Source organism: Marinomonas mediterranea MMB-1, assembly GCF_000192865.1.
Classification (GTDB): Bacteria; Pseudomonadota; Gammaproteobacteria; order Pseudomonadales; family Marinomonadaceae; genus Marinomonas; species Marinomonas mediterranea.
Window position 1 is genome coordinate 4,195,734 of the sequence record NC_015276.1, and the last position, 15,872, is coordinate 4,211,605.

The 15,872-nt window shown below is 43.9% G+C and carries 15 protein-coding genes; 4 read left to right on the forward strand and 11 right to left on the reverse strand.

All coding sequences use genetic code 11. From position 1 onward, the window contains the following. The first annotated feature begins 33 nt into the window (after nt 1–33). Both MARME_RS19115 and MARME_RS19120 read left to right on the forward strand, forming a co-directional pair. A complete protein-coding gene (locus MARME_RS19115) occupies nt 34–1,332 on the forward strand; it encodes an NAD(P)/FAD-dependent oxidoreductase (protein WP_013662913.1) in 1,299 nt (432 codons plus the stop codon). A 51-nt stretch (nt 1,333–1,383) separates the two neighbouring features. Further along, entirely contained in the window at nt 1,384–2,040 is a 657-nt protein-coding gene (locus tag MARME_RS19120) for a TetR/AcrR family transcriptional regulator (RefSeq protein WP_013662914.1), read from the forward strand. A gap of 50 nt (nt 2,041–2,090) precedes the next feature. Here the strand turns inward: MARME_RS19120 and MARME_RS19125 are convergent, their stop codons facing one another. Together MARME_RS19125 and uraD are read right to left on the reverse strand one after the other, a co-directional pair. After that, nucleotides 2,091–2,714 carry an SGNH/GDSL hydrolase family protein gene (locus MARME_RS19125; protein WP_013662915.1) on the reverse strand — a complete coding sequence of 208 codons (624 nt, stop codon included), beginning with the start codon at nt 2,712–2,714 and terminating at the stop codon, nt 2,091–2,093. 146 nt (nt 2,715–2,860) lie between these two features. Then, nucleotides 2,861–3,394 carry a 2-oxo-4-hydroxy-4-carboxy-5-ureidoimidazoline decarboxylase gene (gene uraD, locus MARME_RS19130; RefSeq protein WP_013662916.1) on the reverse strand — a complete coding sequence of 178 codons (534 nt, stop codon included), beginning with the start codon at nt 3,392–3,394 and terminating at the stop codon, nt 2,861–2,863. A gap of 134 nt (nt 3,395–3,528) precedes the next feature. Between uraD and uraH the strand changes: the two genes are divergently transcribed. Both uraH and hpxO read left to right on the forward strand, forming a co-directional pair. Then, on the forward strand, nt 3,529–3,885 hold the full coding sequence (gene uraH, locus MARME_RS19135) for a hydroxyisourate hydrolase (protein ID WP_013662917.1): 357 nt from the start codon (nt 3,529–3,531) through the stop codon (nt 3,883–3,885). 281 nt (nt 3,886–4,166) lie between these two features. After that, entirely contained in the window at nt 4,167–5,321 is a 1,155-nt protein-coding gene (hpxO, locus tag MARME_RS19140) for an FAD-dependent urate hydroxylase HpxO (protein WP_013662918.1), read from the forward strand. Between the two features lie 97 nt (nt 5,322–5,418). Here the strand turns inward: hpxO and MARME_RS19145 are convergent, their stop codons facing one another. The 9 genes from MARME_RS19145 to MARME_RS19185 all read right to left on the reverse strand — a co-directional run bounded on the left by MARME_RS19145 (nt 5,419) and on the right by MARME_RS19185 (nt 15,737). Beyond that, nucleotides 5,419–6,180 (reverse strand): hydroxypyruvate isomerase family protein, encoded by a 762-nt coding sequence (locus tag MARME_RS19145; RefSeq protein WP_013662919.1) that lies wholly within the window; start codon nt 6,178–6,180, stop codon nt 5,419–5,421. Continuing rightward, complete coding sequence (gene otnC / locus MARME_RS19150) at nt 6,180–6,830, reverse strand: 3-oxo-tetronate 4-phosphate decarboxylase (RefSeq protein WP_013662920.1); 651 nt, start codon at nt 6,828–6,830, stop codon at nt 6,180–6,182. The genes MARME_RS19145 and otnC overlap by 1 nt, the downstream gene beginning before the upstream one ends. After that, on the reverse strand, nt 6,827–8,092 hold the full coding sequence (gene otnK, locus MARME_RS19155; protein ID WP_013662921.1) for a 3-oxo-tetronate kinase: 1,266 nt from the start codon (nt 8,090–8,092) through the stop codon (nt 6,827–6,829). Before otnK ends, otnC begins: the two co-directional genes overlap by 4 nt. Before the next feature lie 10 nt (nt 8,093–8,102). Continuing rightward, nucleotides 8,103–9,008 (reverse strand): L-threonate dehydrogenase, encoded by a 906-nt coding sequence (gene ltnD / locus MARME_RS19160; RefSeq protein ID WP_013662922.1) that lies wholly within the window; start codon nt 9,006–9,008, stop codon nt 8,103–8,105. A gap of 45 nt (nt 9,009–9,053) precedes the next feature. Next, the gene (locus MARME_RS19165) at nt 9,054–10,364 is read right to left on the reverse strand and encodes a TRAP transporter large permease (RefSeq protein WP_041648985.1); all 1,311 of its coding nucleotides are present in this window, start codon (nt 10,362–10,364) and stop codon (nt 9,054–9,056) included. Between the two features lie 20 nt (nt 10,365–10,384). Next, nucleotides 10,385–10,960, reverse strand: a complete 576-nt coding sequence (locus MARME_RS19170; protein ID WP_013662924.1) for a TRAP transporter small permease subunit — start codon at nt 10,958–10,960, stop codon at nt 10,385–10,387. A 115-nt stretch (nt 10,961–11,075) separates the two neighbouring features. Further along, nucleotides 11,076–12,119 (reverse strand): TRAP transporter substrate-binding protein, encoded by a 1,044-nt coding sequence (locus MARME_RS19175; protein WP_013662925.1) that lies wholly within the window; start codon nt 12,117–12,119, stop codon nt 11,076–11,078. 129 nt (nt 12,120–12,248) lie between these two features. After that, on the reverse strand, nt 12,249–13,301 hold the full coding sequence (locus MARME_RS19180; protein WP_013662926.1) for an HTH-type transcriptional regulator GntR: 1,053 nt from the start codon (nt 13,299–13,301) through the stop codon (nt 12,249–12,251). 444 nt (nt 13,302–13,745) lie between these two features. Beyond that, on the reverse strand, nt 13,746–15,737 hold the full coding sequence (locus MARME_RS19185; RefSeq protein ID WP_013662927.1) for a methyl-accepting chemotaxis protein: 1,992 nt from the start codon (nt 15,735–15,737) through the stop codon (nt 13,746–13,748). Between the last annotated feature and the right edge of the window lie 135 nt (nt 15,738–15,872).

A 15,872-nucleotide genomic window follows, 5' to 3' on the forward strand; every position in this document is an offset into this window, starting at 1 on the left:
GCGTATTTGGCCGAAACAAACAGGAACTTAGCAGTGCGAACAAATAAAGCCCCTCTTCCTCATCAAGCATCTTACTACGCGGCAACCGCAAAAATGATGCGCGATTATCCACAATTAAAAGGTGAACTGGAAACAGATATCTGTATTGTTGGCGGCGGCTTTACCGGAACATCGGCCGCATTGCACCTTGCCGAGGCTGGCTTTAAGGTTTGCTTACTTGAAGCGAACAAAATCGGTTGGGGCGCGTCTGGCCGAAATGGCGGGCAGCTCTGTCAGGGCCATAATATGGATCATGAGGAGCTAACCGAAGCAGTTGGAAGGCACCACGCAGATGCACTGTGGCAGGCCTCTGTCGACTCCGTTGAGTTAGTAAAGAATCTCATTGAAAAACACCACATCGACTGTGATCTAAGCTCTGGCGTCTTACATGTCGCCTCGAAGCATAAACACGATGACGAACTAAAAGAATCCGTAGAATACGCGCACTCCACGTTGAATTTCGATCAAGTCGACTACCTAACACCGCAGCAAGTTTCCGAAGCATTAGGCACCGAACACTTTTTTGGTGGGGAGCTTTATAAAACCGGCGCTCATATACATCCACTCAACTTCGCTCTTGGTATGGCAAATGCTGCCCATAAACTGGGCGCTGAAATATATGAAAGCGCCCGTGTCATTGACTACACAGAAGGGCAATCTCCGCGAGTAAGAACGGAAAACGGCACAGTAACTTGCAAGTATTTACTGTTTGCTTGCAATGGTTATCTCGGCAAACTCAATACCAAAGCCGCGCGTAAAATTATGCCAATCAATAATTTTATTATTGCCACAGAGCCGTTACCCCGTTCATTGACAGAAAGTATTAATCCAAATCGCTATGCCGTCGCTGACTCTAACTTTGTTGTAAATTATTTCCGCCTGTCTCAAGACAATCGAATGCTTTGGGGTGGTGGGGAAAACTACACCTCGAAATTTCCAAACGACATTGCGAGTTTTGTCAAAAAGCATATGATTAAGATTTACCCTGAATTGGATCGCTACACCATTGATTACAGTTGGGGTGGCACGTTAGCCATCACGCTAAATCGTATGCCTCATATTGCTCGCCAAGCGGATAATATCTTTGTGGCGCAAGGGTATTCTGGCCATGGCGTCGCATTGGCGACGTACGCAGGTTCATTGTTTGCCAATGCCGTTCAGGGCTCATTAGAAGGCGTGGATGTCTTTGAAAAGCTGCCGATGCGAGACTTCCCTGGTGGCACACTTTTACGCTGGCCGGGGTTAGCTGCTGGCATGTTTTATTATTCACTAAGAGACAAACTGCCCTTTTAGATGCGACCAAACCTCGTTCATTGACTGCTCAATATGGAGAAAAAAATAATAATGAGTCAATTACCTTCTCAACAAAAACCATTACAAGAAGTGGCCAAACGAAGTCGTCCCGTTCAATCTCGCTCGATTAAACGAACCCAACAAATACTGGATATCACGGGCGAATTACTTGAGCATGTCGGCGTCAACGACCTCACAACGGCCATGATCGCCAAGGAGCTTGGTATCTCTGTCGGTTCGCTTTACCACTACTTTCCCAACAAACAGGCTATTTTATTCTCGATGGGCGAAGTCTGGTTAGAAAGCATTGAAGCAGTACTAGAATCCATGAACACATGGGCAATTGAAGACATGTCGTTAGATGAGTTCATTGAAAAAGCCATCGACTTAAATCTACACACCTATCGTAGCCAGAAAGCCATTCTTGTATTGGTTCAAGCCATGTTTTCTATTCCAGAATTAAAGGAATTGGATGAACGTCATGATAACTTAGTGATTCGCTACATGGCCGATTTTTTCCAACGACTGGGGTTTAAACAACCTGAAGACGAAAGAGGTCGAATCGCTCGCCTCTACCTAGAAGTCACGCACGCTAGCTATCTGGTGATCGTCAACCAAAATAACCAACGCGCGGCACGCACATTAGTAGACCTAAAGCGCATGATCAGCGGACTACTGCTGTCTCATAAAAAGTCACAACCCATTTAAAATACGACACTCACTCAGACCCGTAATACGTAATCAATCGTGCGGTTTCGTCACCCCAGCAGTTTCTCTATAAACGGAACTAACGCTTTTGCCAGCGCTTCGTTGCCATTCGTATCCAAATGAACTCCATCAGCAGTACTCGCTTGAAGTACACCAGCAGCATTTAGAAACAGGCAGTCGTTGCGCATTGCCATGTTCTGATAGTGCTGATGAAAATACTGAGATTTCTCGACCGCTCCGGAAAAGGTCTCGGCCATATCCCCTGTTGGCTCAGTAATATTAGGCGGCGCGACAACGATAATGCTTGGTGATGGGAAGTCCTGACTGTTTGGCATTCTCACTCTTTCAATGATCTTCTCAACGCCTTTGGCGGCTTCAAAGGCACCCACATTAAAATGCCGCTTAAGGTCATTTGTCCCCAGCATAAGCACCAATACATCAACCGGTCCAAAGGTTTCCAATGCGGCTTGAATGTATGAAACACCATTGCGACCGTCTCGAAATGGGTCCTCCCATATAGTGGTTCGACCCGGAAGGCCATAGTTAATAACCTGATGATCATTGCCCAAAAGCTCTTCAAGGATACTGGTCCAACGAAGCGGCTTCATATAACGTCCGCCATTCGGTACAGTTCCCCATGTAAGCGAGTCGCCATAACACAGTACTGTTGCCATCCCATTCTCCTTTGCCGTTTAAAAAACACACACCTTAAGTATTAAGGAAGCTGAGCATATGTCCACTGATTTCGATCAGTGTGTCTTATAAAGGCAGCATATCAACCTCATGATTTTCACCATATGATTTTAATCAACAGGCAAGACTAAACAGCGACCGATAACGCGTCGAGCCTAAATCCTGCGATTTTATGAACTTCCTGAATAGCGGTATCGAACTCCGTTTGTCGATCGTTTGGTGTTCGACTGATAAAACCCTCTAAAATTTGAGCCTTCGTTGCTCCTTTGACCGCCATGATAAATGGAAAACCGAACTTATCTTTATAACTATTATTAAGCGTCAAAAAATGCGCCAGCTCCGCTTCAGTACATTGATCCAACCCCGCTCCCGCCTGCTCCTCGGTTGAGCTGTCTGTTAGTTCACCAGCCAATGCCGCTTTACCCGCAAGATCAGGGTGCGCTCGAAGCAAAGCTAACTTTGTTTCCATGTCACTGTTGTCGACAATAAGTTTCATCTCATGTTTTAACGTTTCCACCGAGTTAAACTCGACGGTTTTGTTATACAACGCTTCAGCTACCCAATCAGAATGCTCATACACGCTACCGAACAAGAGAATAAAGTCTTCTTTATTGAGGTTGGATAACCCGTCTAACCGCTCTTTCTGAACTTCGTTCAACATTTCTTTCATCCTCTTATTTATTCGCTATTATTAGTGTATGTCTCACTGCAAACTCTGCAATGGCATAAATCTTGTTCAGTTGCTCAAATACATTAAGCACGGCATCTGTATGCCAAAAAGACCTAGGACTTTCTATGGGCTATCTCACAACACACATTTTAGACACTGCAAACGGCACTCCAGCGGAAAGTGTCAACATACGCTTGTATGCAATTGGCGAAGGCAGCGAGCGAATACTCATAACAGATACAACCTCGAATTATGATGGGCGCTGCGATACACCGATCTTAACGGAACAGACGTTTGAGGTCGGGACCTATGAGCTTGAGTTCGACATCGGGGAGTACTACGCCAACAAAGGCGTCGAGTTGCCTGAACCACGTTTTCTGGATGTAGTGGTGATTCGGTTTGGCATTAACGACCTCGAATCGCACTACCATGTTCCGTTGCTCGTTTCGCCATTTTCCTATAGCACCTATCGAGGAAGCTAACCAACAACGTAAAATGGGAAGCGCACCACCATAACCCCAAACGCTTCCCATCATCGCTCTATTGCACCATTTAAAAGCATTTCTCAGTACATCTTAGAAACCCTCACGTGCCGACTAACTAGCCATTCAATAAAATCAAAAAACACAAAAAAACCTAAACGACTGGTCAAATTTGATAAAAATCATTGTTACACAACAAAAAACAATCAAGCAAGCCTCCTAAGGCACGAAATTTGCCCCTTAGAACTCATAGCAAAACGAATTCGATAGGAGTGCGCAACATGAAAGCGTTAGTAATAGGTGCAGGCATTGGCGGCGTATCTGCTGCTGCCGCGCTAAAACAGCAAGGTATTGAATGTGAAATTTTTGAAGCTGTAAAAGCAATCAAGCCTGTAGGCGCCGCCATTTCAGTGTGGTCCAATGGCGTAAAGTGTATGAACCATCTCGGCATGGGCAGCATTATGGACCGCTTAGGTGGACCCATGCACTATGTGGCGTATAAAGATGGGATAAACAACAGCCTAATGACACAGTTCAGTCTTTCGCCTTTGGTCGAAGCAGTAGGCGAACGTCCTTGTCCTGTCTCGCGCGCAGACCTACAAGAGCAGATGATAGACTGGTGGGGGAAAGACTCGATTCAATTTGGCAAACGCCTTGAATCTCTCGAACAAAATGCAAACGGTGTTACCGCTTACTTTACCGACGGTACGAGCGCTCACGGCGATTTTGTCATCGCGGCGGATGGAACACATTCAAAGGCTCGTAAACACGTACTTGGACATGATGTCGAACGCCGCTATGCGGGCTATGTCAATTGGAATGGTCTTGTAGACGTGAGTGACGACATCGCCCCACCGAACCAATGGACCATGTTCGTCGGTGAAGGTAAACGGGTTTCAGTGATGCCCATTGCAAACAATCGTTTTTATTTCTTTTTCGACGTCCCTTTGCCGCTCGGTCTTGATGAAGACAGAACCACCGTTAAACAAGATTTAACAGGCTATTTTGAAGGTTGGGCGTCCCCAGTCCAAACGCTGATTCAAGCCATTAATCCAGACACCACCAATCGAATTGAAATTCACGACATCGAACCGTTCGATCAGTTAGTAAAAGGGAGAATTGCTTTACTAGGGGACTCCGCTCACAGCACTACGCCCGATATAGGTCAGGGAGGGTGCTCTGCACTCGAAGACGCCGTGGTCTTAGGGCAATGTTTCGCGAAAATTAAAGATATTGAGGCTGCACTCAAAGAATACGAAGCGGCGCGCCGTTTTCGAGTAAAAGATTTGGTTTTGAAAGCAAGAAAACGCTGTGATGTCACCCATGGTAAAGACATGTCTGAGACCCTAGCTTGGTATGACGAGTTAAAAGTAGAATCTGGAGAAGGCATTATCGACGGTTTGAAAAAAACCATTCTCGGAGGTCCGTTGGCTTAAAAAAGCGACAAATAAATCTCCTAAGGTTTGAAAGAATATAAAAAAGCCCCTTACGGGGCAAAGAGAGTGATTTTTACAATAACAAACCTACTATTTCTTAGCGGTAGTCGTCTAACCAGCTAGAATCTACTTTACCCGCTTTAGACTTGTACTCTGCACCAATTGGCGCAGAGTAACCGAGTTTGTCCAATTCCGAGAGTACGTAGCCATAATTTAGCTCGCCAGTATTAGGCTCGCTTCTATCAGGCACTGATGCAATTTGAATATGACCGATAATAGGCAACAATTGCGTTAAGCGCCGACAAATATCACCTTCCATAATTTGCAGGTGATAACAATCAAACATCAGTTTTACATTATCTCGTCCAATTTCCTGCAATATGTCTTTAGCCTGTTCTGATGTTTGCAGAAAATAGTTTGGCGCATCATAATGGTTTAACGGCTCGATCAAGATATTAATGTTATGAGGCTTCGCTTTATCCGATGCGTATAGCAGGTTGTTAATAAAGGTCTTTTTTGCTTCTTCGCCTGTACTGAAGCCAGCCATTACATGAATATTTAACGCCTCAATTTTGATAGCATAATCAATAGATTGATCAATAGCGGCTCGAGCTTCGGCTTCCCTTCCTGGAAGCGCAGATAGGCCATTTTCACCATTGGCGAGATTCCCACGGTCAGTATTCAGTCCTAGCATTTGTAGACCGGTTTCCTCCAATGCGGCTTTTACTTCACTCGCATCAAATTGATAGGGCCAATGACATTCGACCGCGGAATAGCCTGCTTGATAAGCAAGCTTAATCGCTTCTGGTAAGGGTCTGTCATTCCACAAAAAACCTAGGTTTGCTGAAAATGTTGTCATCAATCCCACTCCACATTGAATTTACTAATGATTTTCTGTATCTGCGCTTCGTTTAGCATTTTTGCGTCAAAGCCACGCATCATCATCGCCAATTTGGCGGTTTCTTCTAGTTCTTCAATAGCGTAAACCGCAGCTTCAAGGTCTTTACCAGCTACGACAGGACCATGATTCGCCAACATCACAGCAGATCGCTTACCCGCGAGGCCACGAATAGCATCGCCCGTTTTTGAGTCTCCAGGTATGAAGTAAGGCAATAATTTAACCTTGCCCAGCTTCATAATGGAGTAAGGGGTTAACGGTGGTAAGAAGTTATCTTCATTAACGTCAGGCATCATAGACATAGCGACAGAACAAGTACCGTGTAAATGCACAATAGCGTTCGCGCTGGAACGTGTGTGGTAAAAGGCTTCATGCAATGACATTTCTTTGGTTGGCTGTAACCCATCTATCAAGGTTCCATGTTGATCAAAGCGACTTAGCGTCGCGGGGTCAAGCCTACCAAAGCAACTTCCTGTTGGCGTCACGAGCAAGCCACCATCTTCGGTACGAGCCGAAATATTGCCTGACGAACCACAGGTTAGTCCTCGATCAAACATGGATTTTGCCATTAGGCATATTTGCTCTCTAAGCTGATTTTCCTTACTGCTCATGACATCATCTCCACCGCTTTCTTGAAGAACTCTTCATTACCAAAATTACCCGATTTAAGCGCGACTAACTTTGCAAACTCTCCAGAGATTTCCGCTAGTGGCACGCCGGGAGCAATGCTGGCACCAATCTTTAACATGCTCGGATTTAGCGCTTTGATGACGGCGCCAGAAGTTTCACCGCCTGCAATCACAAATTTTGTGACGCCTCTTTGATCAAGTGCTGTTACTAGACCTGCCATAAATTCTTCGACGATTTGACTGGCTTTTTCTACGCCTAATACGGATTGAATACGTTTAATATTCTCTGGAGTATCGGTAGCGTAAAACATCAATGTGCCAGTGTTCCGGTTCTCATCGAACCAAGCCAAATAGTCTTCAAGAGTCGTTTTGCCAGAAGCAATATCAAGAGGAGAGATTTTCTTCGACTGATTGCTCTGTTTAAAACAAGCGACCTGTTTTTGCGTCATAACCGAGCAACTACCCGATAGAACGATAGCATCTCCGGCTACTTTACTAAGCTCAGCGGAGTTATCTCTGATTTTAAATAAGCCTTTGTCTTCGAAATTTTTAGCTAAGCCAACCGATAAACCAGAACCGCCTGTTAGTAGCTTGAGGTTGGCGCTCGCTTTACCTATGGCATAAAGGTCATCATTTGAAAGCGTATCAACAACGGCATAACGGTGAGTTTCAGCCAATCTTTCATAGGCTTGCTCAATCGCCTGAGTACCTTTTGAAATGGTGTCAAAAGGTACGAGTCCGACTGTGCCTTCGGCTTGAGAGGACATCACACGTATAAGATTGGCATCTTTCATAGGCGTTAACGGGTGATGTTGCATACCACTTTCACTAAGCAGGGAATCATTTACAAACAAATGACCTTTATAAACGGTGCGGCCATTTACTGGTAAAGATGGACAAATGACGGTAAAACTTTCACCCAGATTATTAAGCAAGGCATCAGTGACTGGACCAATATTGCCGCGCTCTGTTGAATCAAACGTGGAGCAGTATTTAAAGTAGTACTGCTCGCAGTGATATTGCTTAAGCCATTCGAGAGCAGCAACAGACTGCTGTATTGCTTGGTCAGCAGGCAAGGTACGTGATTTCAACGCGATGACAACCGCATCCGCCTCGGTTAAATCAATAGGCGAATCTGGCACGCCAATCAATTGAACGGTTCTCATACCTGATTTAACAAGAAAGCTGGCTAAATCCGTTGCTCCTGTAAAATCGTCGGCAATACAGCCTAAAAGAACACTCATGACTTGCTCCTTATTTAGATTTAGCTTCTGGCAAGGTGATGCCTGGGTAGACTTTTATTACCGCAGAGTCGTCTTCTAACCCATGACCTGCTGCACTAGCAGACAAGAATTGTTGATGTGCGCTGGCGGAAATAGGCAAAGGAAATTTAAATTCCTTACCTGCATCCAGTACGATACCTAAGTCTTTGACGAAAATATCAACCATGCTATTTGGGCTGTAATCCCCTGATAAAATCTTTGGTACGCGGTTTTGGAACATCCAAGAAGAACCTGCACTGTTTGAAATAATCTCATAGAGCATTTCAGGGGCTAGCCCTGCTTTTACCCCTAATGCCATCGCTTCTGCCGCCGCAGCGATATGAACACCTGCCAGCAACTGATTAATCATCTTCACAGATGCGCCTCCTCCAACAGTATCGCTCACTCGGTATAATTTCGCAGAAATAGCATCAAATAGAGGCCCACAGTCTACAAACGCCTGTTCTGGACCAGATGCCATAATAGACAGTTCACCAGTATTGGCTTTTGCTGCGCCACCACTAACAGGCGCATCAATCATTCGCAAATTCATTTCTTGAAGCTTTTCATTTAGTGCTTTCGCATAGCTCGCTGAGGTCGTGCTACCTAAGATAATCACAGTATTAGGCCTAAGTGAGGCGGCAATACCGTGCGCTCCAAACAATACTTGATCACATTGATTAGAATTAACCAACATAAGCAATACCACATCAGCGCCCTTTGTCGCCTCTAAAAGGGTTGCTGGTGCAAGGCCTCCATGCTCTTTAAATGAGCGCATAGCTTCTGGGTTTAGATCAAATCCATAGGTTGTTAAACCAGCCGAAACAGCCGATTTCGCGGCTCCCATTCCCATCGAACCTAAGCCAATAACAGAAAAAGTGGACGTAGAAGTAGACATAAATAATTACCTATAAAGTTAAATATATGGGTATGACTGGGTTCGTTAATTAAGACCCGGTAACCAAAGTGCGATGCTAGGGAAGGCCATGACCAGACCAAGAGCGGAGATTTGCAATAAAATAAATGGCCATAAAGAAAGGAAAATTTCTTTTAGGGAAATATGCGGTGGCGCCACACTTTTAAGATAAAACGCGGCGGGGCCGAAAGGCGGGCTTAAGTATGATATTTGCATATTCATGGAGAATAAAATGCCGAACCAGATAGGGCTGTAGCCTAGAGACACAATAATCGGAACAAAAATAGGCATGGTCAGTAAAGCGATACCAATCCAATCCATGAATAAACCAAGTACAACCAAGATAGCCATCATGATCAGCACAATAAAAATAGGCGCAATATCTAGCCCTAAAATCACGGATTGAATAAAGCGGTTACCACCCATTAGATTGTATACACCAACCAACGCGCTCGCTCCAATACCAATCCAAATGATCATGCCGCAAGTATTAAGAGTTTGCTTCAAGCTGGCCTTCATCATTGCAAAGCTCAACTCACGGCGCACAATCGTAGAAATAATGACACCAACAACCCCCATACAGGCGGCTTCAGTAACCGAAGCAATACCCGCGTAAATACTACCGAGAACCCATACAGCCACTAATACAGGCAAGATGATACTTTTTAGTTGGGCCGCTTTTTCTGCAAATGAAACGTCCAATTCTTCTTTAGGCGCTGGAGGTCCCATTTTGGGGTCCAAAAAGCAACGTATTAAAATGTAGGCAATATAAAGGGATGCTAGTAAAGAAGCGGGAATAACGGATGCAAGAAACAACTCACTGATTGAAACGTTCGCGGTTAAGCCATAAATGATGAGAACGATACTTGGAGGCACCATGGTGCCTAAAGAACCACCAGCACATACAGTACCGATTGAGAGGCGTTGGTTATAACCAAGTCGCAACATCTGCGGCAAAGCAAGCAAGCCTAAAAGAATGATTTCACCGCCGATAATGCCAGACATAGCGGCTAAGAAAATAGCAACAAACAATGTTTGAACAGCGACACCGCCTGGTAAACGTCCTGCAAACATACGCAGTGTATTGTATAAGTCTTTGGCTATGCCAGATCGATCAAGAATGGAAGCCATTAACACGAACATGGGAATGGATATGAGAACATATTCATTTACAAAACTGTATATACGTGTCGTTATCAATGGAATGGACATTGGTCCGAACCAGCCCAGAGCAAACACAAGCGCAACCAAACCAGTAACGAAGGCAAGCGGAAGCCCAGTAATGAGTAACAGCAGAATAGAACCGATCATCAAATAAGATGCCGCTTCAATGCCCATTTGCGATAATTCAAACATACTTATCTCGCTTTTTTAATGGCTTGGATTAATCGAATAATGCTTTGTAGTGTCATTAGAAGAAGAATGACAAAGAGCCCTGTTTTCACAACCGCTGGTGTAACTGGGTTCCAAGCAGAACCTGATGTTTCTAGGCGAAACATGCCGGACGGCGTAAATAATGCCTTGTGTGTCATGATGTAACCGGCATAAGCAATTAAAGAGCAGAAAAAAACAGAGAGCAGAGCGTTTACTATATCTAAACAGTGCCTGCCGCGGTCACCAACAGCGTCATACAGCATTTTGATACTAATGTGTGTATTTCTTGCTAAGCAGTATGATCCGCCGTAAGCCATACATAGAGCACATATCATAGTGGTTGATTCATGTACCCAAATCGTTGGAGCATTAAAGAAATAACGACTGATGATTTCGTAAAAGCTGATACCTACACTGATCAGAAATAGGAAAGAAACATAACCACCTAACCTATCAACCCACCGATCCAATGCATTATTAAACTGAATGTCATTGAGATGATCTAAGGCAACAGCAGAGACTTCTTCTACTGAGGTATTGGGATTTTCGTTATTATTCATCGTGGTATCCTGAGAAAATCGGAGAGTAAACGGAAAGCAATAAAAGGTTGTTTCCTCATTTCTTATCGAAATAAAAAACTATTTTTATTACTTCCGTCCCTGCCCAAGAAAACGATTATTTTGCTAGAAGGTCTTGACTCACAAGGTATGCAGATACCTTAGTGTATACTTCTTTCGCCATAGGCGATCTTTCCGCCCATTTTTTCCATTGTTTCTGAGCGATACCACGAAATTTTGCACGCTCTTCTTCAGGCCAATTGATGATTTCTATAGAGGAGTCTTTCTTCGCTTCAACAACGGCTTGTTTATCTAACATTTCTAGTCGTTGAACCATGTCGTAGCCGAACTCGCGAACGGAGACAGAAAGTACTTCTTTTAACGACGGGGATAGACCATCCCATATATTTTTGTTCATAGATACGGCTAGGGTTGGCATCGAATGGAAACCAGGGAAAAGCGGATATTTGGCGAACTTATGTAAGCCTTGAGCTTGGTTTGTTGAAAAAACACTGTAGTCAGCAGCGTCAATAACACCTTTGTCTAAAGCGGTATAAACTTCGGAGCCGGGTAAGTTAACGGGTGCAGCGTTGATGGATGCAAAAACTTCTTGCACCATACCTTCAGGGGCGCGCATTTTAATGCCTTTAAAATCTTCTACACTGCGGATAGGCGTTTTAGACACAAAAGATTCAACACCTGTAGAAGCAGCGCCTATGAATTGTAAACCGTAAGGGTTCACTAATTGGTTATAGACCTCTTTACCACCACCGTATTCCATAAAGCCAAACATTTGATATGGACTACTCCAAGCGCCAACTAAGTTACCTAACATCGCAAAGGCTGGATCTTTACCGCTGAAATAAGAAGGGTCTGCAATGTGGCCTTGGAGAATACCGACACCAACTGCATCTAATGTTTCGTTATAAGCAACGACGGAGTTAACAGGAACTAGATCAATATCGATCTCTCCTTGGCTCATAACGCCGACTCGTTTTGCCCATTCTTGTTGAATGGCGAAAAAGCTATCGCCAGCCTGTGCCCCGCTTTGAAAAGTCCATTTATATTTAGCATCTGCAGCGCTTACGGCAGAAGATGTTGAAAATACAGCGGTAGATATAGCCAGTATTGCAAGGTTCTTTTTTGATATGAATGAAAGCATGATTATTCCTTTTTTAATTTTTGTTGGAACATAAATAATGACATCTTGGTAGCGCTATCAAATACACCACGAAGCAAGATTATCACAAATGATAGCGCTGTCAAATAAATGATAAAACTTTTGATCTGACTAAGAAAAGTCAGTATAGGTACTTTTTCGCTCAACTACCTTATAGCTCACATCATATTGAAGTGAATCAGGGTTAGTACGATTAACGATTTTATGTAATAAGTATTCCGCTGCTTTTTTGCCCATTTCATAAAGAGGAATAGAGACAGTTGTTAAGGATGGCGTTAACTCTTCAGCAAAATCTAGATCATTAAACCCCGCGATAGAGATGTCTTCAGGAACACGAATGCCTTTTCTACTGCATTCAAACATAGCACCAGCAGCAAGGTCGTCATTGCTAAAACAAATCGCTTCTAAATCAGAGAATTGGGTAAATAGCTGGTTAAAGAGCTTCGCGCCAAGTTTAAATGACGTGTGACTTTGGTTCGTTAAGACATAGTCATTATTGCTAATGCCTATTTCCTGCATAGCGTGCTTGTAGCCTTCCATGCGGCGTTGAGATCGAGGATCCATGCGTGCGCCGATAAAGCCTATCTTTTTGTACCCAGCGTTCTGTAAGTGTCGAACTAAATCATAGGAAGCTTGAAAATGTGAAAAACCCACGTTCATATCAATAGGAAAGTCGGTTAACTCCATGATTTGCACCACTGGAGTTTTAGAGCCGAGTAATAATTTGCGCGTATTTTCGTTCTGATCAATGCCCGTCACGATAATGCCATCCGGGTTCTGTTCAAGTAACGTTCTTACCAAAATTTCTTCTTGATCGGTTTCATAGTGGGTATTAGCAAGTAAGATCCGATATCCGGCGGGGGCTAAGGTATCATGAATACCATCTAATACATCTGGAAATACCGCATTAGAAAGAGAAGGAAAAATAACAGAGATAATCTTTGTTTCAGAAGACGCTAATGAGCGTGCCGCATGATTTGGAATATAGCCCAACTCATTTACCGCATCATAGATTTTAGTTCTCAGTTTTTCAGATACTTGCTGAGGATTCTTTAATGCCCGTGAGGCGGTTATTGGGCTGACACCCGCTTTTTCAGCTACGTCAGCTAAGGTGACCCTACCCATACTTCGGCTTGATATATTGTTATTTTTGTTACTAATCATTATCTAATCCATTCATAAACATGCATCATATTGTTGCTATTTTACTACAGAAAACAATATTTAATGCCAATATTAATGTGAGCACTAAAAAGTCTAAAGCCGATATTTTTACTTAAACGTTTAGGGGAATAGATAAGCCTCACCACAGTGTCTAATGACAGCGGCTACGCAAAATATGAAGAAGATCGCCTTAATGCAGAGTTAGCTGAAGATTCGCTCAATGTTAGAGACTAAAAAACATAATGACGCGTACTGAAAGCCTCAAGCGCTCCTAAATCGTCATCACGATAAAACCCAATTTTATAGAAACTTTCAAATACTCTTAGCTTTTCTAGATAAAGAAAAAACAGAAAAAACTGTGATTTATCAGTAACCTGAAAGGCCAACTCATGTTGGCCTTTCACCTTTTTGGATTAGTGATAACTGCTCTAAGGGAAAGCAGCCCTATCGCAGTGCATCAAGACGTTGAGCGATTGAATCAATCTCTTCACTCATATTACGCAATAACGATGAGTCCTCAGCGTTACTGCTAGTAAGCGCTTGCAATCGAGTTACAAACTGGCTTAAGTCGTCCGATACTTTTTGCTGCTCTTGGGCTGCGACCGCAATCTGCGTACCTTGATCCGTGATTTGCGTAAAGGCTTCAACCACTTCTTGCAAATGCGTAGCGGTAGACTCAGCGCGACTAACGGCATTTTGCGTTTCACTCTGACCTTTCTCCATCGAGTCTACAGACTCCTGAGAAGCCACCTGTAGGCGACTGAGCACTTGCTCAATTTCAACCGCAGAGCTTTCACTTTTCGCCGCTAGATTTCGTACTTCGTCCGCGACAACCGCAAAACCACGCCCCGTCTCACCAGCACGTGCAGCCTCGATCGCCGCATTAAGTGCTAACAAGTTCGTCTGTTCAGCGATGTCACGAATTACACCAAGCATGCCATTCGCCTGCCTGCTGTCTTCATCCAATTTTAGAATGCTTTCTTGAGCTTCCGTCATTGCTTGAGTTAAACTGCGCATCGTCTGAATCACTTCCGACATTTCATTTCCGCTGCTCATAACATCCTGATGAATACGATCAACCGTTTCTTTGGTTTCATTCGCATAGTTCGCAACGTCTCTCGAAGTGGTACCTAACTCTTCAGTCGCAGCAGCCAACATATGGTTTTCGTCACTTAAGCTAGATGCTTTGTCTAAAAACTCATTACTAAAATTATTCAAGCGACCAGCATCTTGAACGAGCTTCGCCGACTCGGTATGTATCTTCGCCAGTAAGCTCTTCAGTTTACCGCCATAGTCATTAACCGCTTCTCGAAGCAGACCAATTTCGTTTGGCGAACCAATTTCAAGCTCTTTCGAGACACCGCCTTCTACCAGTTCGCGAATTTGGGAAGTCGTCTGATTTACGCGGCTTAGCAAGTTATTGAAGAAGACCATCGCCAACACACCCACAACAATCAGCAACGCGCCCACCGCAATCATGATAAACAAACTCATGTCTTCAGCAGACTTGATCATTGTCTTAGTCGGTACGACTAGCCCTAATGACCAACCGGTCTCATTATGTTTAAACACATGAACGTACGCACTGCCGCCTATGATCTCATCTTTCAATAACTCAAGCGTCTTTGTACCGTTTAAGTTTTTCGTTACTGCTAAAGCGGGTGCTAACCAAGGCAGCTTTTGTGACAATTGATCGATTGTCACCATGGAATCATCGGCGTTAACGAGTTCCGCTCTGCCTTTTGGAAAACTAATCATTTGCCCAAGAGGATCAACTGCAAAAACGTAACCGCCTTGCTCCATACCATACTGTTCAAGCACAGTGGTAATATCATCCAGCATCATGTCGACCGTTGCTACACCACTAAAAGCGCCCTTTTCTTTCATCGGCACGGTACAGGTCACCATCGGCGTCTTCGTGACTGGATCAGTATACGCTTCAGACCAAGCGCAAGCGTTTGTTGATGATGTTTTACCTACGGTATACCAACCTTCATTGTGATAACCAGATCCAGAGGGGTCATTGTAGTCATCAAAATACTCAATACCAGAACTCGTTCTACCCCAAAAAAAACTTCGAAGGTCAACGCCCGAAGTAAACTTACCTGTTTCGGGCCAAATCCCCCCGCCCGCTATCGCGCCGTTACCATGATTGTCTACGATAGGCGGAAAAACGTGTTTAAATAACGCTTCGTCTTTTGGCAAGGTTTCTGCCATTGATGCGAGAGACGTCGTTAGTAGCTGAATTTGAGAGAGTTTTGCACTTAAAAGGTCATTCAATGCAGACTGGTTAACGGCTATTTGCTCTTGCCTTTCCGTTACTAAATCCGGCTTCACCTTGATTTCGGTAACGATAAATATCACCGCAAGAGCAAGCAGTAGAATAGCAGCTAAGCCTATTCTAATTTGTTGTCTAATCATTAGAGCACGCTTCATATACTTCTCCAGTCTGAGGTATTCAGAATATGAGTTTTATTATTTACTATAGTCAAACAACCATGAAAAAACTGCCGACTACAATTCCATACTGCATCCTTCGTGAACATTATTATGTATAAACCCCTTTCTATA